This is a genomic window from Acetobacter sp. DmW_043 (assembly GCF_002153485.1).
In the GTDB taxonomy this organism is placed as follows: domain Bacteria; phylum Pseudomonadota; class Alphaproteobacteria; order Acetobacterales; family Acetobacteraceae; genus Acetobacter; species Acetobacter thailandicus.
Map to the genome: position 1 here is coordinate 1 of NZ_JOMN01000103.1, position 22130 is coordinate 22130.

Annotated in this window: 19 protein-coding genes and 1 tRNA gene; 4 read left to right on the plus strand and 16 right to left on the minus strand. The window is 49.0% G+C overall.

Translation table 11 applies throughout. The annotated features are described in order from the left end of the window. Positions 1-219, minus strand: a 219-nt coding sequence (locus HK11_RS11920) for a hypothetical protein (protein WP_143216412.1), incomplete at its 3' end; no start/stop codon positions are given. Between the two features lie 30 nt (positions 220-249). After that, positions 250-1677, minus strand: a complete 1428-nt coding sequence (locus HK11_RS11925; RefSeq protein ID WP_086555523.1) for a TolC family outer membrane protein — start codon at positions 1675-1677, stop codon at positions 250-252. Between the two features lie 236 nt (positions 1678-1913). On the opposite strand from HK11_RS11925, the gene HK11_RS11930 reads away from it, so the two are divergent. Continuing rightward, positions 1914-1987, plus strand: a tRNA-Cys gene (locus HK11_RS11930). 123 nt (positions 1988-2110) lie between these two features. On the opposite strand, the gene HK11_RS11935 is transcribed toward HK11_RS11930, so the two are convergent. After that, positions 2111-2893: an SDR family oxidoreductase gene (locus HK11_RS11935; RefSeq protein WP_233133475.1), complete on the minus strand. Its 783-nt coding sequence runs from the start codon at positions 2891-2893 to the stop codon at positions 2111-2113. Between the two features lie 93 nt (positions 2894-2986). Between HK11_RS11935 and HK11_RS11940 the strand changes: the two genes are divergently transcribed. Next, complete coding sequence (locus HK11_RS11940) at positions 2987-4138, plus strand: hypothetical protein (protein WP_086555525.1); 1152 nt, start codon at positions 2987-2989, stop codon at positions 4136-4138. 6 nt (positions 4139-4144) lie between these two features. Here the strand turns inward: HK11_RS11940 and thiL are convergent, their stop codons facing one another. From thiL to nrdR, 3 genes are read right to left on the minus strand one after another with little or no spacing between them, the layout of a single operon-like run. Beyond that, a complete protein-coding gene (thiL, locus tag HK11_RS11945) occupies positions 4145-5128 on the minus strand; it encodes a thiamine-phosphate kinase (RefSeq protein ID WP_369822963.1) in 984 nt (327 codons plus the stop codon). Next, positions 5103-5597 (minus strand): transcription antitermination factor NusB, encoded by a 495-nt coding sequence (nusB, locus tag HK11_RS11950; protein ID WP_086555527.1) that lies wholly within the window; start codon positions 5595-5597, stop codon positions 5103-5105. Before nusB ends, thiL begins: the two co-directional genes overlap by 26 nt. A gap of 55 nt (positions 5598-5652) precedes the next feature. Then, positions 5653-6129 carry a transcriptional regulator NrdR gene (nrdR, locus tag HK11_RS11955; RefSeq protein ID WP_086555528.1) on the minus strand — a complete coding sequence of 159 codons (477 nt, stop codon included), beginning with the start codon at positions 6127-6129 and terminating at the stop codon, positions 5653-5655. 130 nt (positions 6130-6259) lie between these two features. Here nrdR and HK11_RS11960 point away from each other — a divergent pair, with 130 nt between their 5' ends. Then, on the plus strand, positions 6260-6748 hold the full coding sequence (locus HK11_RS11960) for a copper chaperone PCu(A)C (protein WP_086555529.1): 489 nt from the start codon (positions 6260-6262) through the stop codon (positions 6746-6748). A gap of 52 nt (positions 6749-6800) precedes the next feature. Here HK11_RS11960 and glpK read toward each other — a convergent pair whose 3' ends face one another. The 8 genes from glpK to cydD all read right to left on the minus strand — a co-directional run bounded on the left by glpK (position 6801) and on the right by cydD (position 17086). Continuing rightward, positions 6801-8291 carry a glycerol kinase GlpK gene (gene glpK / locus HK11_RS11965; protein ID WP_086555530.1) on the minus strand — a complete coding sequence of 497 codons (1491 nt, stop codon included), beginning with the start codon at positions 8289-8291 and terminating at the stop codon, positions 6801-6803. A 44-nt stretch (positions 8292-8335) separates the two neighbouring features. Continuing rightward, the gene (locus HK11_RS11970; protein ID WP_198943271.1) at positions 8336-9139 is read right to left on the minus strand and encodes an MIP/aquaporin family protein; all 804 of its coding nucleotides are present in this window, start codon (positions 9137-9139) and stop codon (positions 8336-8338) included. 54 nt (positions 9140-9193) lie between these two features. Next, on the minus strand, positions 9194-10714 hold the full coding sequence (gene glpD, locus HK11_RS11975; RefSeq protein WP_086555531.1) for a glycerol-3-phosphate dehydrogenase: 1521 nt from the start codon (positions 10712-10714) through the stop codon (positions 9194-9196). 109 nt (positions 10715-10823) lie between these two features. Beyond that, positions 10824-11615, minus strand: coding sequence for a DeoR/GlpR family DNA-binding transcription regulator (locus HK11_RS11980; protein WP_086555532.1), 792 nt, complete (start codon positions 11613-11615; stop codon positions 10824-10826). Continuing rightward, positions 11615-13162, minus strand: a complete 1548-nt coding sequence (locus tag HK11_RS11985; RefSeq protein ID WP_233133477.1) for an ATP-dependent DNA helicase RecQ — start codon at positions 13160-13162, stop codon at positions 11615-11617. The genes HK11_RS11980 and HK11_RS11985 overlap by 1 nt, the downstream gene beginning before the upstream one ends. Positions 13163-13194: 32 nt before the next feature. Further along, positions 13195-13572, minus strand: coding sequence for an OmpA family protein (locus HK11_RS11990; protein WP_086555533.1), 378 nt, complete (start codon positions 13570-13572; stop codon positions 13195-13197). Between the two features lie 108 nt (positions 13573-13680). Continuing rightward, complete coding sequence (gene cydC / locus HK11_RS11995; RefSeq protein ID WP_086555534.1) at positions 13681-15366, minus strand: thiol reductant ABC exporter subunit CydC; 1686 nt, start codon at positions 15364-15366, stop codon at positions 13681-13683. Then, positions 15359-17086 (minus strand): thiol reductant ABC exporter subunit CydD, encoded by a 1728-nt coding sequence (gene cydD / locus HK11_RS12000; RefSeq protein ID WP_086555535.1) that lies wholly within the window; start codon positions 17084-17086, stop codon positions 15359-15361. The genes cydC and cydD overlap by 8 nt, the downstream gene beginning before the upstream one ends. A gap of 410 nt (positions 17087-17496) precedes the next feature. On the opposite strand from cydD, the gene HK11_RS12005 reads away from it, so the two are divergent. Further along, positions 17497-19302 carry an ABC-F family ATP-binding cassette domain-containing protein gene (locus HK11_RS12005; protein WP_086555536.1) on the plus strand — a complete coding sequence of 602 codons (1806 nt, stop codon included), beginning with the start codon at positions 17497-17499 and terminating at the stop codon, positions 19300-19302. Between the two features lie 64 nt (positions 19303-19366). Here the strand turns inward: HK11_RS12005 and HK11_RS12010 are convergent, their stop codons facing one another. Both HK11_RS12010 and HK11_RS12015 read right to left on the minus strand, forming a co-directional pair. Continuing rightward, positions 19367-20083, minus strand: coding sequence for a response regulator transcription factor (locus HK11_RS12010; RefSeq protein ID WP_086555537.1), 717 nt, complete (start codon positions 20081-20083; stop codon positions 19367-19369). A 165-nt stretch (positions 20084-20248) separates the two neighbouring features. Further along, entirely contained in the window at positions 20249-22096 is a 1848-nt protein-coding gene (locus tag HK11_RS12015) for a sodium:proton antiporter (RefSeq protein ID WP_086555538.1), read from the minus strand. Positions 22097-22130 lie beyond the last annotated feature (34 nt).

Genomic DNA, 22130 nt, shown 5'->3' on the forward strand with positions numbered 1-22130 from the left:
TTTTTCCGCAGTCAGTTCTGGCGTGAGGACGAGATCTTCTTCCTCTTTTTCCGCAGTCAGTTCTGGCGTGAGGACGAGATCTTCCTCATCTTCATAAAGCCCTGTGTGTAAGAGGGGAGACTCTAAAAATTCAGGTCGCTCTTCTTTTAATTTATTTCTGATAGAAGCTAAAATATCTTCAATAGGCGTCTTGGTTTCATCGGAGGGAGATGAAGTCACGGTCAAATCCTTTGGCCAACGTCTGTGAGATTACCGCCCTGGCTGATTAAGGGCGTAGTCATTGATTCCCCACAGGCGATCTTTCACTGCTTCGTAGTAGGCTTTTTCATTATAAAGCGGCACTTTAAGGTTGAGATCAAGAGCCGTTAAGCGCCCTATTGCAGCGGCAACATTATAAGACGCCGTGACAAGCGAACTTAAACTCTGAACCAGAGCAACCTGCGCATTTAACAGGGTAGATTGTTGCTGCAGCACTTCAAGTGTGGTGCTTGTTCCAACTATAGCCTGACGTTCGACGCCATCAAGAGCAATGATACCAGCTCTGATTGCCGCTCTGTTGCTTGATATCGCAGCCTGTGTAGCAACCAGTGTCTGCCAGTTCGCAACAGCATCCTGTGCTGCGGCGCGCCGCTGAGTGTCCACTTCCCGGTGAGTATACTGCAGCTGCTGCTTCGCCTGTCTTACACCAGCATACTCTGACCCTCCCTGATAAACAGGAATATTAAAGTTGAGAGTGGCATATTTGTTGTCGTTTATCTGGTTGTTAAGGCTCTGGTTGACGCTTTTCTGATAGGCTGCGGTTGCCGATACCTTCGGTAAAATTGCAGCGACTGCGACAGAGACTGCATCTTTCTGTGCGGCTTCAGTAAAAAGAGCATTAATAACATCAGGGTTATTGCGGACTGCAAAGCTCGCTGCGGTCTGAGCATCTTTAACGGGCAGAACGAGAGGCTGAGGTGGCACCAGATTAGGTGGCGGCGCCATACCGACAATCTGCATGTAAGTCGCCTGCGCAGTCTGAAGAGTTCCTTCAGCCTGCTGACGCGTCGCCTTGGCTGTGGCATAGGCAGATTCGGCCTGAGCTACGTCAGTGCGTGTAATTTCCCCTACATGAAAACGCTCATTGGTCGCACGCAGCTGCTGTTGCAACACACGTTCGTTGTTGATGTTAACCTGAAGAAGCTGTTCGCGCTCAATAACACCGACGTAAGCTGAAACAACCTGTTTAAAAACTTTTTGCTCAGCCGAAATCAGGTTGGCCCGCGCAGCCATAACATTATTAACAGCCTGATGAGTGGCTGCAGTTGTTTTGCCGCCGGTATAGATGTTCTGGGTTATTGTAACGCCAGCAGTATAACCAGGGGTATCATACTTACGTCGATATCCCCCCTCAGCGCCTGTGCCGTTATAGTCATTGAGGCCTTTATAGTAACTCAGCCCGACATTGCCTGTAACTACCGGCCGCCAGCCGGCCAGAGCTGTAGGGACCTGCTCATCAGTAGCTCTCAGCTGAGCCCGGGCGGCCTGAAGTGTCGGGTTAGTCAGATAGGCTGAGGCAAGGGCCTCCTGAAGGGTATGAGGAACAAATTCGGGGGAGCCACTGCCATCATACTTCTGTGCCCACGCAGTCGTGCTGCACAACGCCGCAGCGAGCCCCATTCCACAAATACGCTTCATTAATCTCCCCCCATGCAGGATCAGAACGTGATAGAACATTCCCCGGGTATGAGCAAAGAGAATTTTTTCTATAGTTTGCGGCTTATCAGGATAGTAAAAAAGAAAAACACCAAGAAAAGAGTCTTTCAGGATTTCTTTTTTATTATGCTGCAGCCTGTGTATGAAAATTTCGATTTTTTTATAATAACAACTCTTGACCTGAAGGGGAAGTCAGGAGATAAGGCAGGCACGTCATCGGTCCGGTGGCAGAGTGGCTATGTAGCGGACTGCAAATCCGCGTACGGGGGTTCGATTCCCTCCCGGACCTCCAGCGATATTTCATAAAAAATTATAAAGTCAGGAACAATCTTTTATAGTTTGTTGCTCCGACTTAAAATGGCCGCCAGACGAGGAGCATAGTTTGCCCCCGCCAGCCAGTGTAGTATTCAGCCCTTTATTCCTGGTCAGCCCTGATCGACTTAAGGATGCGTTTACGTAAAAACTGAGGCACAAGGCGTTCAGCGACACGGAGTATCCGAAATTGCCAGGGGAAGATGCATTCTTCTTCATTGTGGTGAATGGCTTTCATAATACGTTTCGCGGCATTTTCGACTGATACCAGAAACGGCAGGCTGCCCTTTAGTCTCTGGCTCATCTGTGTATCGACAAAGCCCGGAGCGATATGAATGACTTTTATACCTTCTTCTTCCCATCCAAGTCGGGCAGCACTGGCGAAAGAAGCCAGGCCGGCTTTAGAGCTGCTATAGGCGGCCGAAAAAGGCAGTTCATAGTAAGCGGAGACTGAGCCAATTAGCACCACCCTCCCTCCTTTGCGGGGAATCATACGTCGGGCCGCAGCTGTAGCCAGAGTAACGGGCGCTGTATAGTTCACCAGAGCGAGCTGCAGCACCTTTTGAGGGTCCTCTGTTAAATCTTTCGGTGTTTTAATGTCAGAAAGACCTGCCCCGAGAATAACCATATCGCACTGAGCTATGGCATCATCTTCATAGAAAGCTGAGAGTGCATCCTGCCCCTTTGCCAGGTCGATCTGACGAGAGATAATTTTTGCGCCACGCCCGCCGCAGACTGCTGAAATTTTTCGCAGCTTTTCTTCATCCCTGCCCCACAAAATGAGGGTTCGTCCCGGTCTGGCATAGCGCTTTGCCAGCTCACCACCAATGCCACCGGTAGCGCCTGTAATTAAAATAGATTTTGGTTCCGGCCGATTAGTTGACACGTTTTTACCTCTTTTCTCTTTCACATTTTATCAGAATGGTGCACCAGTCTGCTATCCGTAAGGTGACTTAAGGTGGGAGTGTACAGAGCGCCGATGACTACAACCGATGAAATTATTATATCTCCCGTGTCGGGAGCACGCCAGCTCGCTTTGTTTATCCGTATGCCCCGCCTTCTTTACACAGGTCTTCCCGGCTTTGTGCCTCAGCTCGAAATGGAAGCGAGAGCTATGCTCTCTCCGGCGCAGTCTCCCTTCTTTCAGCATGGCAAGGCACAGTATTTTATTGCGTGGCGCAACGGAGAACCAATAGGGCGTATTGCTGCGCAGATTGATTTTCTTGCGCTTGCACAGCCTGGTCCATCAATTGGTTTTTTCGGTGCTCTTGATACGACAACGCCAGAGTGTGTCGAGCCGCTGATGGCAGCGGCAGAGACCTGGTTACGTCAGTTCGATATTGATGTGATCAGGGGGCCATGGACGCTTAACAGCAATGGTGAATCTGGTGTGATGGTTGAGGGGCAGCTTGAACCTCCCATGGTTGGTACGGCCTGGCACCCTGAAATGCTTGATCAGGCAGTTCAAAAAGCCGGCTTTACAAAAGCGATGGATCTTTTTTCTTATTCCATGCCTCTTTCTCCCGCTGCTGAGCAGGCTAACCGTATTCCTCAGGGGCTGCGTGAGCGTCTGGGTGACATTACCGTCCGCGGATTGCGTCAGGATAAGCTTGTTGAAGACGCAGCTATTTTGCAGGATCTTTATAACGATGCCTGGGCAGGTACATGGGGGAATGTGCCCATGACCACAGAAGAAACCAATTTTTTGCTGAAAACGCTGAAACCGGTTTTAAAGCCTGAGCAATACGTCCTTATTGAACTGAATAAAGAACCTGTAGCGATCGCATTAGTCGTGCCTAATGTTTATGACGTTTCAGGCGACCTGAATGGTGCTCCCTCGGCCGCTGGCTGGGCTAAGCTGGCATTTCGTATAGCAACGCACGATTTTTCATCGGCCAGGGTTATTTTACTTGGGGTTAAAAAGAAACTCTCAGGTACGGCCCTTGGCGCAATTGTCCCTGCATTGCTTATTGATGAGCTGATACAGCGCGGCAGAGTTCTGCCTTACCGTACGATCGAACTTGGGTGGGTTCTTGAAACGAATGACGGTATTCGCAATCTGATCGAACGTATCGTTCCCACACCATATAAAACGCACAGAATGTATGAAAAATGGCTTAAAACAGCCTGATATTTTTTAAAAATGGCTCCAGCCGGGAGAGGAGAAGTTTAATGCTTCTCCGTTTTTCCCGATAATTTTTGCCCCTGAAAATGTATTATGAAAATGTCCGATGCGGGTTACCGTAACCGGTCCTGTTGCGGTGTTCACAACCGGGTTCTTTGCCAGTCTTTTTTCCTGCTCTGGAGAAACGCTGAAAAGAATTTCGTAGTCATCTCCACCTGTCAGGCAGGTTTTTAACCATGTCTCACCACATTTCTGCGCGGCTTCTGACATTGGTACAGATGTTGCTTCAATCGTAACACCAAGATGATTTTCACGCGCAAGATGTCCGGCGTCCTGCAGCAGGCCATCAGAGATGTCCATAGCTGCTGATGCAAGCCTGTAAAGTGCAGCACCAACGCGTGGTTGTGGCAGATGGTAGCGTTGCGCAAGATAACCTGACGGATCAGGAATATCCCCCTGAAGGGCGCGCAGACCCAGAGCACCGTCGCCTATGGTACCTGTGACCCACAGCCCATCCCCTGCCCTGGCGCCAAGCCGTTTAATAGCCTGGCCCGGCAATACCGACCCTATGATGGTCAGAGACAGAACGAGAGGCCCCCTGGTCGAGGTTGTATCCCCTCCCATGAGCGCAATATTAAAAATTTTCTGATCCTGCAGCAGGCCGTCACTAAAGGCTGCAAACCATTCTTCAGTAACACCCGGCGGCCTGGCTATTGTTAGCAGCCATCCTTCAGGTCTGGCTCCCATAGCCGCCAGATCTGAAAGGTTACACCGTAACAGCTTACGTCCTATCGTCCCGGGCGGGTCAGAGGGCAGAAAATGTACCTGCTCCACCATCGCATCAGCGGCAATAACAAGCTCACGCCCCCGGGGAGGCGTGTAAACAGCAGCGTCATCACGTAAATTTAATGCCGCAGGGCCTGCAAGCTTTGAGAAATGCCTGCGTATAAAAGAGAATTCCTGAGGGAGGTCAGTCAGCGTTATGACCCTTTGTATCGGCCTGAAGCTTTGTCGTGATGGTATCAAGTACACCATTGACCAGTTTTGGTTCATCCCCTGAGAAAAACCCGTGGGCGATGTCCATATACTCGTTAATCAGGACAGGTGCAGGTATTGAGTTTTCAAGCAGCTCACCCATAGAAGCCATGAAAAGAGCGCGAAGAACCGGATCAAGCCGTTCAACAGGCCATGTTTCAGGAAGCGTCTCTTTGAGAAGTTCTGTTATTCTCCCCCGATGAAGAAGAGCTTTTTTAACAACAGAATCAAACAGCTGAACATCAGGTGATGGTACACATCCCTCTTCGTATGAGAGCTGCGCCTGTTCTGCATTGAAGCGATATATAATGAACTGCTGAATTACCTCGTCAGCGAAGTCAGCGTTCTGGTCAATCTGAAAAAGAGCCTGAACGGCCGCCAGCCGGGCCGCAGTCCGGGGTCTTTGAGGGGTATGTGTTTGCACGGCCATGTCTATCTCACCAGAGTAAAGAGGACGGTTTGATGGCGTCTTTATGCGCCAAGGTCTAGTCCTTTTCCTTAAAATCAGCAGAAATTTTGTCCATTGACGTTAAAATTTCCGAAAAATCCTTCGCTTCGGTGAAGTCACGATACACGCTGGCAAAGCGTACGTAGCCAACAGTATCGACATCGCGAAGCACGTCCATGGCCATGCTGCCGATCAGAGCAGAATCAATTTCTCCTTCTCCCGAGGCTTCCAGCCGGCCGACAATTCCGGTAACAATTTGCTCGATTCTACTATCAGGAACAGGTCGTTTACGCAAAGCAATGCGGATGGAGCGTGCAAGTTTCTCGCGCTCAAAAGGTGCTCTTTGTCCATCAGCTTTGATAACGACAAGCTCACGCAGCTGTACGCGTTCGACAGTTGTAAATCGTTGCCCACAGGATAAGCAGGACCTGCGCCGCCGAATAGCGGATATCTCTTCATTCGGACGACTGTCTTTTACCTGGCTATCCGGGTTACCGCAAAAAGGACAACGCATTGCATACCTTCATTATTTAATTTAGAAACTATAACAAGTGTCTGCTCATATAGCATAGCAGCGTCAGGCTGCGCGCCAGACAAAATTACAGACCTGCACATGTGGCACATTAAAAATACTGGGAAAATCGATGAAGCAATTTTTTTTAAACAAAAAAACTTTTATCGTATGTTGCATGCTTGTCTGGCCGGGAGTAGCAGCTGCTGCACAAAGCTTAGAAAATTTACCTGGGCAGGAAGATGCTCAGAAGGATATTCTGATAAAAGACGCCAGCTTTGCACTTGTTGGTAACCCACCAGCCGGTGTGATTTATTTTACTATTCAGAATACCGGGGATGCCGCTCACCTGGTTACCAATGTTACTTCGCCTGCCTGTGCGCGTCTTATCGGTCATCATTCTGATCAGGAAAGCACACCAGGAACGATCAACCTGTTCCACAATCTTTCATTACCAGCGCATAGCAGCCTTGTATTCCCCGTGGGAGGATATCATCTGGTTTGTCTTGATATGCCAGAGAAATTTCTCAGCGCGCAGAATATCTCACTAACATTTTCGTTTCTTGGCGGTTCTTCTAAAACAATCGTTGCTCCGGTCGCAAAGTCAGCGGCTTCGCAGTAAAGCAGCTTACATCACAGGGGGCTCTGCACTGCCCCCTGATATAATGCCGCTATTAATTTTGTGTGAGCGTGCGGCGTATTGCCTGATGCCAGCCGGCAACCATGCTCGAACGCTGCTCGTTAGACATCTGAGGCTGAAATTGTGAGCCACTTTGCCATTCAGCTATCAGATCCTTCGGTGTGCTCCATACGCCGGTAGCAAGCCCGGCAAGAAAACCTGCGCCTAAGGCTGTTGTTTCAATGTTTTTGGGTTTTTCAACCTTAACCTGAAGCATATCGGCGAGGAACTGGCAGAACCAGTCATTAGCTGCCATGCCTCCGTCAATACGAAGCGTCTCTGTTGTCCCGGCACCATCCTGGGTCATGGCAGAAATCAGGTCCAGTGTCTGGTAAGCTACAGATTCGAGAGCTGCCCGCGCAATATGAGCGGCTGTGGCATCAAGCGTCAGGCCACAGATAAGGCCACGGGCGTCAGGATCCCAGTGAGGTGCACCAAGCCCGACAAAGCCTGGCACCATATATACGCCGTGACTGTGAGGGATACGCGTGGCCATATCATCAGTCTGTGAAGCATGAGTGATCAGGTTAAGACCGTCACGAAGCCATTTAATAGCGGCACCGGCAACGAAAATTGAACCTTCCAGCGCATAGGTTGTTTTATTGTTTACGCGATAACCGATTGTTGTGAGCATACGGTTTTTTGATGAAACCGGCTTTTCTCCGGTATTCAGCAGCACAAAACATCCGGTGCCATAAGTTGCTTTTGCCATGCCGGGAGACAGGCAGGTCTGCCCCACCAGGGCTGCCTGCTGATCTCCCGCCATGCCGGCAACAGGAATAGCCCGGCCGTAGAGTGACGGAATGGTTTCACCAAAAATAGTACTGTTATCTTTTACTTCAGGCAGGATTGCAGCGGGAATACGGAATTTTCTGAGCAGCTCCTCATCCCATTCCTGCGTATGAATATTAAACAGCAGAGTGCGTGACGCATTGGTGATGTCAGTCGCATGTACCTTGCCACCAGTCAGGCGCCACAGAATGAAGGAATCTATAGTGCCAAATGCAAGCTCACCTTTTTCTGCTCTGGTGCGTGCGTCATTCACATTATCAAGCAGCCAGGCCAGTTTTGTTGCTGAAAAATAAGGATCGAGCAGCAGGCCTGTGCGCTCACGTACTACGGTTTCATATCCTTCTTCCCGCAGTTTCTGACAAAGCTGCGCTGTACGTCGATCCTGCCAGACGATAGCGTTATAAATGGGCTTACCTGTGGCACGGTCCCAGACAACAATGGTCTCACGCTGGTTTGTGATCCCTATAGCGGCGATGCGGTCTGCACCGCCAATTTTTTCAAGAGCTTCCTGTGATGTAGCCAGAACATCACTCCAGATGTCTTCAGGATTGTGTTCAACCCAGCTGGACCGTGGGTAAAGCTGAGGAAATTCTTTACGTGCACCGGCCAGCTCCACAGCATTTTTATCAAAAATAATACTGCGTGTTGAGGTTGTTCCCTGGTCGATAGCGAGAACGCAATCCTGCTTACTCATGAAACACAATCCTTTTTTACTAATTTGAAATTCAGATGTAGTATTCAGGCAGATCTTTTGGCTGAAGGCATAAAAGGTCTGATGAGAAACTGATAAAACCCGGCACCCAGAACACCGCCGGCCAGAGGGCCGGCTATAGGTACCCACCAGTAATTTAACGGGCCGGGTATGGCTGTGTTGCCCCATCCTGCGAGAAAACAAAACAGACGCGGGCCAAAATCACGAGCAGGATTAATGGCCCAGGCCTCAAGGTAGCCGGCGCATGCACCAATGGCGGCAACAAGAAGCCCGACTATTAAGGCGCTTGAATTAGCTTGTGGTGCCTGGGTGTTGTACTCGCAGGTAATGGCAAATATCCCCATAACAAGCATTGCTGTGAGAATAATTTCATCTGCAAAGGCATGCAGTGGCGATACAAAGTCCCCGGGGTGGGTGAAGAAGACCCCGGACGCAACCCCATCGTGTAGCCGGTCAAGAGAATGCGCAACGGCATAATGATCAATAACCGGCGAGAACAAAGTATAGACAACAGCGGCGCCAAGAAAACCACCGGCAACCTGCGCCAGCCAGTAGGGTAAAACTTTTTTCCATGAAAAATTACGAAAAATAGCCAGAGCCAGGGTAACAGCAGGGTTGGCGTGGGTGCCGGACACTGCCCCTGTTACATAAATAGCAATCGTTACCCCAAGCCCCCAGACGATACACACCCCCCAGTAGGCCTGTTTGTAAGGACTGGGGTCATAAAGTGTGTACATTGCAGCAACAGAATCACCGAATATGATGATAATGAAAACAGCAATGCACTCAGCTATCAGCTCGCCTAAGAAGGCCTTTCTCTTACTAATCATCTTTCGCCCCGTTAATTTTATTTTTATCAGGCAAATTCATAGAGGTTTGTTGTGTCAGGCCTTACGGGCTGCGACATAAGCCGCTACTTTTTGCCTTTCAGCCTGGTTCAGATGGAGCCCCAGTTTACTGCGTCTCCACAGAACATCTTCATCTGAGCGTGCCCATTCGCGTTCAATCAGGTAATCGACTTCACGCGAGGTCAGGTCTCCGCCCAGCAATTCACCCATATCATCAAGAGACGATGCATCGCCAATGATTTCATAGGCACGGCTGCCATAATTACGCATCAGCCTCCAGGCCAGGCTTTCAGGCAGCCACGGCGCAGCCCGTGTCAGTCGCTCAAGTGCGGCAGTAAAACCGCCCTCACCGATATCTCCGCCTGGCAGAGCTTTTTCAGCAGTCCATGAGCGCCCAGCAACAGCTGGCAGAACCGGAGCCAGTTTCTCAAGAGCATGCTCAGCAAGTTTGCGGTATGTCGTAATCTTACCACCAAAAATAGAAAGCAGTGGTGCGTTGTCGCGTGTATCAAGGTCAAGAACATAGTCGCGGGTTACAGCAGATGCATTGGCTGAGGCATCATCATAAAGAGGTCTCAGACCTGCATAAGTCCATACAACATCCTGTTCTTTAATGTTTTTCTTAAAGTAACGGTTAACGCTGCTGCACAGATAGCTGACTTCTTCAGGCGAGATATCAACTTTACCAGGATCTTCTTTCCAGGCTTCATCCGTCGTACCGATAAGAGTAAATTTTTGCTCGTAGGGAATGGCAAAAACAATACGCTTGTCAGGGTTCTGGAAGATATATGCCTGAGGCCCGTCAAACAGGCGTGGTACGACAATATGGCTGCCTTTAACCAGACGGACCGATTTTGAGTTTGGAAGTTTAAGCGTGTCAGACAGCAAACGAGCAACCCATGGCCCCGCAGCATTGACCATACCCCGGGCCTGCACTGTATAATTCTCTCCGGTTGTACGGTCTTCAAGCTCGGCTTCCCACAGGCCGTTAACACGTTTTGCATTAATCAGGCGTGTCCGTGTACGAATATCAGCACCACGTTCTGCTGCATCCATGGCATTAAGAACAACGAGGCGGCTGTCCTGTACCCAGCCATCTGAATAGATAAAACCTTTTTTGAAATCGCCCTTAAGAGGCACGCCGGTCGAATGTGTGCTGAAGTTAACCGCCCGCGACTTTGGCAGCGTCATGTTAGAGGCCAGATGGTCATACAAAAACAGTCCGGCCCGCAGCATCCATGCCGGACGATCAGTCTTGGAATGCGGGAGAACAAAATGCATCGGCCAGATGATATGCGGCGCGATTTTTAAAAGGCGTTCACGTTCTGTCAGAGCTTCTCTGACCAGGCGAAATTCATAATATTCAAGGTAGCGGAGGCCACCGTGAATAAGTTTGGTACTAGCAGAAGATGTGTAGCTGGCAAGATCATCCTGCTCGACCATCAGGACTGACGCGCCGCGTCCGGCCGCATCGCGCGCAATCCCTGCTCCGTTAACGCCGCCTCCGATGATCAGGACATCGTAAGGGCCAGAGGTGGACGTTGATGACTTTGCCATTTTTCTATCCAGTTCCAAAATTAAAGTATCTTCCTCATCTGTATATTCGTATACGAAAATATAAAAAAGGCAATTTTTCGCTTATGATGAAAGAAAGAATAATTTATTTTCATTTTTTCTTTTCAGAAGACGCTTTATCCTGCGTTGTATGAACCGAAACATTGGCCTGAGTGGCTATGGTGTTAAGGTGGTCTGGCAAAGGCAGGTCTGTATAAAGTACATCAATATCAGCAAGATGACCAACACGCGCCATGGGCCGCCGTTTTAATTTTGTGTGGTCCGCCAGTAAGATCACGGTCCGGGCATTGCGAATGATAGCCTGAGCGACATTGATTTCCTCGGCATCGAAATCAAGCAGGGTGCCATCTTCATCTATCCCGCTAATACCGATGACACCAAAATCAGCCCGGTACTGTTCAATCATATGTGTGGCTGCCGGGCCAATAATACCGCCATCTCTGAGGCGCACTACGCCACCTGTAATTGTCAGGCTACATGCAGGAGCCGGTGTCAGAAGAGAAGCGACATGAATATTATTAGTGATAATTTTTAAAGATTTATGATGGCGTAAGGCCCGGGCAAAAGCCTCGGTTGTTGTGCCGATATTTATAAAGAGAGAGGATCCGTCAGGTATAAGCTGAGCGGCTTTTTTGCCGATAAGGTCTTTTTCTTTGAAGTTAAGAATCTGACGCTCGGCATAATCGATGTTCTCCAGGGGTGACAGTGCCGCCGCACCGCCATGGTGCCTGTTAATCAGGTTTTCTGTCGCCATGAAATTAACATCACGTCTGACAGTCTGCACCGTTACATTAAGCTCAGTCGCGAGGTCTTCGTTGGTAACGTAGCCTCGCTTTTGAACCAGTTTCAGAATGTGCTTTTGTCTTTGTAGTGACTTCGACATCAGGCCATTTTATCCGATGTAATAAGAGCAGTTAAGGCTCTTCCATATCGTGAAAGTCGCGATGGCTCTACTCCCCTGATCTGTTTTAATTCAGTTAGTGATCGCGGCGCGGCGGATACTATGAGGCGTAATTCGTGGTCAGAAAAAATAACATGAGCCGGAACCTCCTGCTCTCTGGCTTCATCTGCGCGCCATTGCCGGAGTATCTCAAAAAAAGGTTCATTGTCAGTTAACAGGTCTGATGTGAAATCATCTGCGCTGACACTATAAATAGAGAAATGCATCAACCTTTTGATTTTATGGTAAATTTTTTTCAAAAACGTGCAGTTATCACAATGTCCGCAAGGGTGAGGAAAATCCTCTCCCAAATAATGCAGAAGCGTTTGTGTACGACATGATGATGTCTCAGCTATCTTCTGCATTGCGGCCAGACGGTACATCGCCTTATTTTTTTCGTTTTCTGACAAACGCGATATCTGAATACCGTAAGCCGCATGTTTTATATCATTTTTCTTATAAAACAGCAGAGCTGAAGCTTTTTTTCCATCGCGCCCTGCCCGACCTGTCTGCTGATAATAAGCTTCAGGAGAGGGCGGCATATCGAGATGAATAATAAATCTGATATCTGGTCGGTCTATCCCCATACCAAAGGCAATTGTCGCGACAATAATTAAGGCCTCTCCTGAACGAAAACGTAAAAGAGCCACACGCTTTTCAAGAGGAGATAAACCGGCATGATAGGCCAGAGCCGGTAAGTTTTTCAGTTTCAGGTCATGTGCAATGCGCGCAGTACGGGCACGATTTTTACAGTAAATAATGCCTGTCATATTTTTAAAATCAGATAAAACAGATATCAGCTGAGATGTATGAATTTTTTCATTTATAATTTTAAGGTCAATATTACCTCGGTAACATATTGATCTTAAAGTAAATTTTTTAGGTATAGCCAGTATATTACGAATATCATCACAGGTTTTATGATCAGCCGTGGCTGTAAGCGCAATACGTGGCACATCAGGAAAATATTCCTGCAGTAAAGACAGGCGTCGATAGTCAGGCCTGAATTCATGCCCCCAGGATGAAATGCAGTGTGCTTCATCTATGGCAATGATGGAAAGATGGCACTGACGCAACCAGGACAGAGTGCGCGGAGCAAGCAGCTTTTCTGGCGAAAGGTAAAGAATATCTATGCGGCCAGAGACAATTTCTTCCTGAGCGGTTGCCAAATCATCTTCTGTCAGGCCTGAATGAAGAGCAACAGCCCGAATGCCCAGATGATTAAGGCTGGCAGCCTGATCGTCCATCAGGGCTGTGAGGGGTGAAATAACAAGCCCCATACCACGTCGGCACAAAGCCGGAATTTGGTAACACAGGCTCTTCCCTCCTCCTGTCGGCATTAGGAGGAGGAGATTATGGCCTTCCATCAGGCAGGCAATCGCCTGGGCCTGTAAGCCACGAAAAGAGTCGCGGCCAAAAACAGTCTTCAGAACTGTTTCTGGCGACGTATTACAAAACCGATTCTGCCAGTTACCGGAAGCCATATGCATGACCAGGTCATGACATGCCGGGATATCATCCGTTATTTAGCAGATAACTCAATCTCAACACGGCGTGCACCTACGGCTGATGCTTCTGTGTTTGAAGGGGGGCGTGGCATCTGCACAACGCGTTGTGCATCAACGCCATCGTCTATAATCTGCTGCCTGACAAGCTTGGCACGCTGAATAGCGAGAAGTGAATCTGCTGACAAATCATTGCCGACACCGGCATATCCTTCGACTTTGACAATGCCTGAAGGATTTTGTCTGGCCAGCGATGCCGCTTCAGAAACGACATTCTGAGCAGCGCTGTCAAGTTCAACTGAGTTGTTACTAAAAAACACAACATATTTACGAGGAGGCTTGCTTGCGCACCCGGCAAGCAAAGATAGTCCCAGTGCAATAAACAGGCGACGCATTAAGTTAATCCTCTTTAAAGGAAATCTAAATCAACTAATGCGCAACCTTGCCTCATTAATGCCATAAGCACAATCATCATTATGACATTGCTTTTATTACTGAGACTATTAATTTTTTTCCTGAACAGCCTGCCCCTTTGAAAGACGCCATATCTGGTCTGGCGTTTCAACACCAGTCAGCCTGTGAGTGACCAGGAGGATTGTGTGATTGGCAGCCAGGGTATTCAGCGTCATCAGAAAGCTTTGCTCTGTCTGCGCATCCAGCCCGGTTGTGGGTTCATCCAGAATCAGGATTGGTGCCTTTGTCAGCAGCGTTCGTGCGAGCGCTATACGGCGTCCCTGCCCGCCTGAAAGTTTCATCCCGCCCTCACCCAGCCAGGTATCAAGCCCTTCAGGTAAGCTGTGAACAACGTCAGCTACGGATGCCTCTTCAAGTGCGGTCCACAACTCATCCTCTGTTGCTTCGGGGCGACCCAGTAGCAGATTAGCGCGAATGGTATCATCAAAAATATGCGTTGCCTGTGACAGCCAGGCGATCTGCCGGCGCAGAGAATCTGTGTCGATAGCAGAAAAAGGAATGTCATCGAGACTGAGAGTTCCTGATTCTGGTGTTGCCGCCTTTAAAAGCAGGGCTGCAAGGCTTGATTTGCCAATACCTGAAGGCCCAAGGAGGACAGTGTAAGAACCAGCAGAGAGCGTTAAGTTTAATTTATTGAAAATATAGGGCCGGTCCTCTGCCCAGCGAAATTTCAGGTTGTTTATGTACACTGAAGGATTAACAGGAGCGGGCACGAGCGGAAGTGCAGGCCGTTGTACCGGCCGGGCAACTGCGATTTCGACAACACGCTGTGCTGAAGCTCCCATGGCGCCGGCCTGAAGCCCCGCTCTGGTTAACGCACTGATACTTTCAAAAGCAGCTACGGTCAGAAAGAGGCAGACAACGCCAGGAAGTGGCTGGATATGAAAAAAGACAAGGCCGGAAAGTGCGAGCAGAATAAGAAAAATAGCTGACTGACCACAGAAAAACACAGACATACTGGCTAATGATGCCTGACGTATGAGTGAGAACTGTCCGTTTAAGTAAACTGCGTCAGTCTCTTTTATATCCGCCATAATTCGCTGTTCTGCGTTAAATGTACGAATTTCTCTTAAACCACCTGTCAGGTCGAGCACCTTAACACGCAGGGCGGCAAGGTTTGATGCCTGTTTCTGCGCGCCTTTCTGCCCAAGTTTCGCGACACTGTAGGGAATAAGGAAAGCTGCAACAAAAAAGAGAAGGCTAATTAGGCTGCCCAGCAGAAAATTTTGTTTGCAAATGATAAGAATGAGCGCGGAAAATGTCAGACAGGCACAGAAAAAGGGTAAAATAATCTGCAGGTAAAGGCCGTCCAGAGTGCCGATATCTGACACAAGCCGGGAGAGCATGTCCCCTGCCCGTTTGAAGCCCAGTCCTGCTGCGGCACCATCAGCCAGAGACCTGAAAAACCATACACGCAGCTGAGCCAGCACACGAAACATTGCATCATGTGCAAATAAGCGCTCAGCATACCGGAAGAGGATACGCCCGATACCACTCATACGTAAAAGTGCTGTACTGACAACTATGCTCCCGGTCACGACCCCTGCCAGTCGCAGTCCTGAAAACTGAACCAGAACAAGCCAGCAGCACAGAGCGGCAAGAGCAAGAAAAACACCAAAAATGAGCCGTGGTGCCTGGTCTGACCAGAGATTGAGGATGTATTTTATAGCCTGCCAGGAAGAAAGGTGCATGTCATGGGGTTTATGTTTAGCCATCTGCACGGCTTCCTTTCTGATCATCAGTCATACCATCCCTGAGGTGAATATGTTTCCCTTCAAAGCTCATGGCCGCTGCTGAGTGAGTGGCAAGAATAACTGTTTTGCCTTTAGCCAGTATTTTCAGGCTTTCAAACACATCCTGCTCTGTTAGCGGGTCGAGATGAGCTGTAGGTTCATCAAGCAGTAAAACAGGAGCATTTTTCAGGTAAGCCCGGGCAATAGCAATACGCTGCGCCTGCCCGCCAGAAAGACCAAAACCACCCTCACCTATATATGTTTCCAGCCCGTCTGGCAGCTGAGGTAAAAATGTATCGACAGCAGCGGCCTGAATGGCTGCAGCTAATGCGGCCTCGTTAGCGTCTGGTGATGCGAACAGGATATTTTCACGCAATGTACCTGCAAATAAGACAGGCCTTTGCCCGATTGCAGAAATGATGTGAGAGAGCTTTTCCGGGGGGCAGGTTTCTGTTGGTATATTATTGAACAGAACTGTGCCGCTATCGGGGTAAATAAAGCCCAGCAAAAGCTCAACAATAGTCGATTTTCCCGCTCCCGAGGCACCTGACAGAACCAGGGTTTCACCCGGGTTGACAGAAAAAGATATATTTTTCAGCGTAGTTCCACGTGCCGGATCCCATGTAAAACTGACATTGTCAAAACATATCGAGACATTATGGCTTTCGGTAAGACTATCTACGTCAGAAGAAAATTCTTTTTGTATCGTACTGATATCCATCATAGCTGCCGCAGCACTTTGTGCATGTGCGCGGTCCTGGTAAGCCAGAGCCAGAGAGCGCAGAGGGGCAAAAAATTCAGGCGTGACCAGCAGCGCAAATAACCCGTGAATTAGGGTGATCTGCAAAGCACTTTCCATACCCTGTGCATGTAAAGTGAGAGCTGTATGAGCAGTGATAAGCGTTAATACTATAAAAGCCACAACCATGGCGCAATCGATCGAAGCTGATGAAAGGAAAGCGACCCGCAAAACTTTCATCGTTCTTACACGCAGTTCTTCCGCAGCTGCGCCGATGCGTTGAGTTTCGTCTTCAGCCCGCCCTGCCAGAACAATCGTTGCAATGCCTTTAATCCGGTCAAGAAAGCGAGCCTGCAGACGCACCATAGCCAGAAACTGCTTACGTGATGCAACAGCAGCGCCAATGCCAAAAAGAGCCTGTGCAAAGGGTACGGTCAGGCCGCACAGCCCAAGGATGAGCGCCGCCTGTGGCTGAATACAATAAACCGGTATAAGTATAAGGCAGGGTGCGGCTATCCAGAGCACGGAAGCAGGAAGCCAGCGTGAAAAGAAGCCGTTCAGGGCTTCAACCCGGTCAATCACAGTGGTCGCAAGCACACCGCTGTGAGTCTGACGCAGCAGAGCCGGGCCTTCAGATAAAATAGCAGCGAGAGCTTCTTCCCGCAGGCGCTTTCTGGCCGCAAAGCCGGCTTTGGCTGCGGCAACCTCGCCCCTGGCCATACACAGCCCTCTCAGAACTGACAGTATAACAAAACCAGCCAGATAAGGCACGGGAGATGCATTAACCGGCCCCTGGGTTAGTGCCATAAGAGCATAGCCCAGAAGAGTGGCAACACACCAGGCCAGCCCTACCCCCAGAAGAGAGGAGATCAGTGAGAGAAGAATAACAGGCCTTGCTGCCTGGCGCCCAAGACGTGACTGTGCCTTCGTCCACTGGCGTATTGCTGCTTTTTCGTTGCTCATAACGCAAGCCATTATACGGATATGCTACCAAAGCAACAGCTTCATAAAATTTTTGCAGCTATGCGTTACGGTGTGATGCTTTACACAGCAGAAAAAACGCTAAAAAATTCTTCAATTAAAATTAGTTAACGCGACTCATCCGGATGAAGAAAGATGATTTTATTTGCCTTATCCTATTTAAATTGTGTGTCAGGCTGACAAAGATTTTTTTATGATATGACGGTGCTGTGACGCTGATCAGAGAAAAACAGAACACAGCTTCATTATGACCAGGCTGTTTGAACCTTTAGCCTGTGTCATGGCAACATATCCGGCTGTAAGCGACTTTACCCCTCTTCATGTCTGAAGAATGTCGGTATGCTTGCCTGACAGACACATCGATGATGCTTTAACGGATATAGAAGACGTTCATGGGACCAGCACCAATCCTCCATTTGCAGGATATTTCTTTTACTCTGGGAGGGCGCCCTCTTCTTAATGGCGCAAATCTGGCAGTTACTCCCGGTGAGCGGATATGCCTCATCGGACGTAACGGAAGCGGAAAATCAACGCTTCTTAAAATAGCTGCCAGTCAGCTTTTACCCGATTCAGGCTCTGTATTTCTGCAGCCTGGCGCAACATTACAGTACCTGCCTCAGGAACCTGACCTTTCAGGGCACAAAACAGCGCTGGACTATGTTCAGTCACGTATCAGCGACCCGACAGATTTGTGGCGTGCGGCAGCGCTCCTTGATGCTGTTAACCTTAGCGGAGACAAAGAGACGGCTCATCTTTCAGGCGGAGAGGTCCGGCGTTGCGCTATTGCTGGTGTTCTTGCTGCCTCCCCTGATATTCTTCTGCTTGATGAGCCGACGAACCATCTTGATCTGCCCACTATTGGCTGGCTCGAAAAAGAGCTGATGAGTTTAAATTGTGCGATCGTCATTATCAGCCATGACCATCGCCTGCTCTCCACACTCTCCCGGTCTGTTGTCTGGCTTGACCGCGGTGAAACCCGCAGGCTTGATCAGGGCTTCGATCGTTTTGAAGAATGGCGTGAAGAGTTTCTTGAGCAGGAAAGCCGTGACGCTCACAAGCTCGACAGGCAGATTGAGCGTGAAGAAGACTGGATGCGCTATGGTGTTACGGCACGCCGCAAAAGAAATGTCAGACGTGTGGCTGAGCTGGCTGATCTGCGGAAAAAACGAAGTGAAGCCATTAAAGTGCCCGGTAAATTAACGCTGGATACATTATCGGCCGGAACATCAAGCAAACTTGTCGCCGTTGCAGAAAATATCAGCAAAAGCTGGGGTGATCGTACCATTGTAAATAATCTCGACCTGCGCATTCTCCGTGGTGACAGGTTAGCTATTATTGGTGCAAATGGTGCTGGTAAAACAACGCTCCTTCGCATGTTAATCGGTGAAGACCAGCCTGATTCCGGAACAATTGTTCTGGGGCCTTCCCTTTCTATGGCGTCCCTTGATCAGAAGCGCGAAATGCTTGATCCTGAAAAAACACTCTCAGACACCCTGACCGGTGGTGGAGAGATGATACAGGTAGGCTCGGAAAAACGTCATGTAATTGGTTATATGAAGGAGTTTCTGTTTCGCCCCGAGCAGGCTCGTACTCCGGTCAGTGCCCTCTCCGGCGGTGAGCGCGGACGGTTGATGCTGGCCTGTATTTTATCTCAGCCGTCAAATTTTCTTGTGCTTGACGAGCCAACAAACGATCTCGACCTGGAAACACTGGATTTATTGCAGGATATGCTCGCATCATACCCGGGTACTGTTCTGCTTATCAGCCATGATCGTGATTTTATTGATCGTGTTGCAACGTCTGTACTGACAACAGAAGGCGATGGAAACTGGACCGAATATGTCGGAGGGTACAGCAGTATGCTCTCGCAGATGCGAGCCAGTAGTCAGCCAGCATCTTCTGCGCCGGCAGCGGCCACTCTGCCTCAGACTTCTGCAGCAGCACCTAAACAGGCAGCAAAAAAGCTTAATTATAAAGATCAGTTCAGATTATCTCAGTTACCTCAGGAGATGGCCAAGCTTGAGCAAAAGAAAGAAGCTCTGAAAAATAAGCTTGATGATGTCGATTTATATGCCAGAAACCCGACACAGTTTCAGAAATACTCAGCTGATCTGGAGGCGGTAGAAACCCTTCTCTCGGGGATTGAAGAAGAGTGGCTTGCTCTTGAACTGAAAAAGGAAGAGCTTGAAAATAATTAAGCTCGTTTTGTGATAAAAAAAGGACCTTCTGAAATTATCAGAAGGTCCTTTTAAAAGAGCTGGCTCAGGAAGACTGAGGGCCCGTTTCAGGATAAAGTCTGTACCCGCCACCTTCTGTAATCAGCAAAGATGCATTAGCCGGATCGGGTTCGATTTTTTGTCTCAGGCGATAAATGTGGGTTTCAAGCGTATGTGTCGTCACGGCTGCATTATAACCCCACACCTCATTGAGCAAAACCTGGCGTGGAACAGGGCGTGTACCGGCACGATATAAAAATTTAAGAATAGCCGTTTCTTTTTCAGTCAGGCGGATACGCTTATTTTTTGTCGTTTCCTGAAGGAGCTTAACCGACGGGCGAAATGTATACGGCCCGATCGAGAAAACAGCATCTTCACTATTTTCAAAAAGTCTTAGCTGCGCACGCAGGCGCGCCAGAAGTTCTGCAATACGGAATGGCTTGGCAACATAGTCATTGGCACCGGCATCAAGACCGCGAACAATATCCGCTTCATCATCTGAGCCGGTGAGCATGATAATGGGTACACGCACACCGCTGCTACGCAGCTCTGCGCAGAAATCTCGGCCATCGCCATCTGGTAGTGTGACGTCAAGCAGAATGGAATCATACCGACTGTCAGGCGCTTCCAGTTTAGTGCGCGCATCAGCCAGGGAGACCGCTTCTGTTACTGAAAACTCACCATCAATCTGTAGTTGCTCAACAAGAGTTTGCCGAAGTACCTGGTCATCATCAACGATCAGTATGGGACGTGCACCTGTCATAAGTATTGATACCCTTTATGTCGGCTCTTAATTTTTAAAGGACGATCCGAGCCTTTCCGGTCTGGCAGAACCATCTCATGATTTTCCTCTTTAACCAAGAGCGAATACCATATCTGGCTGGTAAAAAAAGGTGTTACCAGAGTGTGGTATCTTCAAAAAAATGTTTTATGCTCCTACGTAATGTGATCCGCCGGTTATAAGTTCAGCCTCAGAAAACTCGGGCGGCACAAGAGCGATGACACTATATCCATTCTCAAGCGAGGGGCGGATATCATCTTCAGCAGAAAGAACACTTATCGCAACGCCTTTCTGTATGACCAGAAAGGGTAGAAGATTATTATTCTCGTGAAAAACAGTATGTTTGTTTTCAGTCGTGACAATAAGCTCCATGAAGTGCCAGCCTTCACTGATAAGTGTTTCAAGCAGTGTGAAGTTCCATGAAGGGTCGCCAAAAACTTTACCTCGGGCATCCCGGCTTAGCCCGCTATACTGGTCGAGGCGCGCAATGCCGGGGCTGACCTGGAAAACCCTTTGGTGACCAAAGTGCGGCGCCAGATGAGCACAGACAAGGCCATTATAGATATTATCCGGCGTTGCGCAGATAAGATAATCAGCAGGTCGCTCTTCCAGACTTTCAGCGCCTTCTTCCGAAAGTACTTCAGTCTGAAGTACCGGAATTTTCTCATGCCTGGCCCGCATTAGTTTTTTTTCAGAGCTGTCAACAAGAAGTACGGGCACATTTGCTTTATGTAATGTAGCGGCCAGGTGTGTCGACCAGGTATTGGCCCCAACGATAGCAAGAGCCGGTTCGTTAGACAGTGTAAGTTTCAGGCGCCGCCCCAGCGGCATAAGTGAAAAACCATGTAAAATCATAGTGGAGGCGATAATTGCAAAGACAGCTGGCATAACCTGCCCGGCCCCAGGGTAGCCTGCATCCTGCAGGCGCAGGCCAGCAATACCGGCAACAGCAGCTGCTACGATACCGCGAGGGGCAATCCAGCCAACAAAAATACGCTCAGGCCACGTCAGGTCTGAACGAATAGTTGCCAGCAATATGCCAAGCGGTCTGACCAGAAATAAAACAGCAAGTGTCAGCAAACCAATTGATATAGAAAGATGTGCCAGCTCAGCGCGCTGAAGATCAGCAGTCAGTAAAACAAAGAGAATAGAGACAATCAGTACAACCAGCGCTTCTTTCATGCGCTGAATTTCAGCAAAGCCTGGAATGCGCAGATTAACCAGCGCCATGCCAAATACGGTTGAGGCCATAAGGCCTGCACCGTCCATCGCCAGGGTGCCAAGAACAAATAAAACCAGCGCACTGGTAATTAACACCGGAATTTTGAGGATTTCAGGCATCATGTCCCGCACCCAGAGCCAGCGCATGCCCCACGCCGCACCAAACCCGAGCAGGATCATTAATCCCGCACTGAGAATCATATGAGGAAGGATAAAACCAAAAAAAGTGCCTGATCCCTCCCCTGGTCGCATCAGAAGCACTTCAAGCACCAGAGTTGCCAGAATAGCGCCAACGGGGTCATTAATAATAGCTTCCCACCGCAAGAAAGCTGCGACACGGGGGTGTAGCTTAGCCTGTCTGAGAAGCGGTAAAACAACTGTCGGGCCAGTCACAACAATAATTGCACCGAAGAGAAACGCCGCCCCCCAGCTCATAGCGCCAATATAATGCGCGGCAGCACTACCCAGAATAAGATTGATCGGCAGTGCAAATAACGTCAGCCGAATAACACCTTCACCTGATTGTTTGAGCTGACGAAAATCAAGCGCCAGGCCACCTTCAAAAACAATAAGCGCAACGGCGAGAGAGACAAGGGAATGGAAAGCCGGACCAATCATCTTTGTCGGATGTAAAATTTCCAGACCCGGCCCGGAGACAAGCCCCAGTGAAAAGAGCAATACAATAGCAGGCAACCGAAAACGCCAGGCTGTCCATTGTGCGAGCATACTGCCGCCCAGAACAAAAAAAATGAAAAGTAGTACACTTTCAGTCATGGCCACCTGTCTTAAACACAGCTCTGCTTTTTAA

Excerpts from the sequence above, each read along its gene's own strand:
- cydD (WP_086555535.1), bottom strand. The coding sequence starts at position 17,086 with ATGAGCAACGAAAAAGCAGCAATACGCCAGTGGACGAAGGCACAGTCA.
- HK11_RS12005 (WP_086555536.1), top strand. The coding sequence starts at position 17,497 with ATGGGACCAGCACCAATCCTCCATTTGCAGGATATTTCTTTTACTCTG.
- HK11_RS12015 (WP_086555538.1), bottom strand. The coding sequence starts at position 22,096 with ATGACTGAAAGTGTACTACTTTTCATTTTTTTTGTTCTGGGCGGCAGT.
- HK11_RS11980 (WP_086555532.1), bottom strand. The coding sequence starts at position 11,615 with ATGTCGAAGTCACTACAAAGACAAAAGCACATTCTGAAACTGGTTCAA.
- HK11_RS12010 (WP_086555537.1), bottom strand. The coding sequence starts at position 20,083 with ATGACAGGTGCACGTCCCATACTGATCGTTGATGATGACCAGGTACTT.
- nrdR (WP_086555528.1), bottom strand. The coding sequence starts at position 6,129 with ATGCGTTGTCCTTTTTGCGGTAACCCGGATAGCCAGGTAAAAGACAGT.
- HK11_RS11970 (WP_198943271.1), bottom strand. The coding sequence starts at position 9,139 with ATGATTAGTAAGAGAAAGGCCTTCTTAGGCGAGCTGATAGCTGAGTGC.
- HK11_RS11925 (WP_086555523.1), bottom strand. The coding sequence starts at position 1,677 with ATGAAGCGTATTTGTGGAATGGGGCTCGCTGCGGCGTTGTGCAGCACG.
- cydC (WP_086555534.1), bottom strand. The coding sequence starts at position 15,366 with ATGGCTAAACATAAACCCCATGACATGCACCTTTCTTCCTGGCAGGCT.
- HK11_RS11990 (WP_086555533.1), bottom strand. The coding sequence starts at position 13,572 with ATGCGTCGCCTGTTTATTGCACTGGGACTATCTTTGCTTGCCGGGTGC.
- glpD (WP_086555531.1), bottom strand. The coding sequence starts at position 10,714 with ATGGCAAAGTCATCAACGTCCACCTCTGGCCCTTACGATGTCCTGATC.
- HK11_RS11960 (WP_086555529.1), top strand. The coding sequence starts at position 6,260 with ATGAAGCAATTTTTTTTAAACAAAAAAACTTTTATCGTATGTTGCATG.
- HK11_RS11985 (WP_233133477.1), bottom strand. The coding sequence starts at position 13,162 with ATGCATATGGCTTCCGGTAACTGGCAGAATCGGTTTTGTAATACGTCG.
- nusB (WP_086555527.1), bottom strand. The coding sequence starts at position 5,597 with ATGGCCGTGCAAACACATACCCCTCAAAGACCCCGGACTGCGGCCCGG.
- HK11_RS11940 (WP_086555525.1), top strand. The coding sequence starts at position 2,987 with ATGACTACAACCGATGAAATTATTATATCTCCCGTGTCGGGAGCACGC.
- glpK (WP_086555530.1), bottom strand. The coding sequence starts at position 8,291 with ATGAGTAAGCAGGATTGCGTTCTCGCTATCGACCAGGGAACAACCTCA.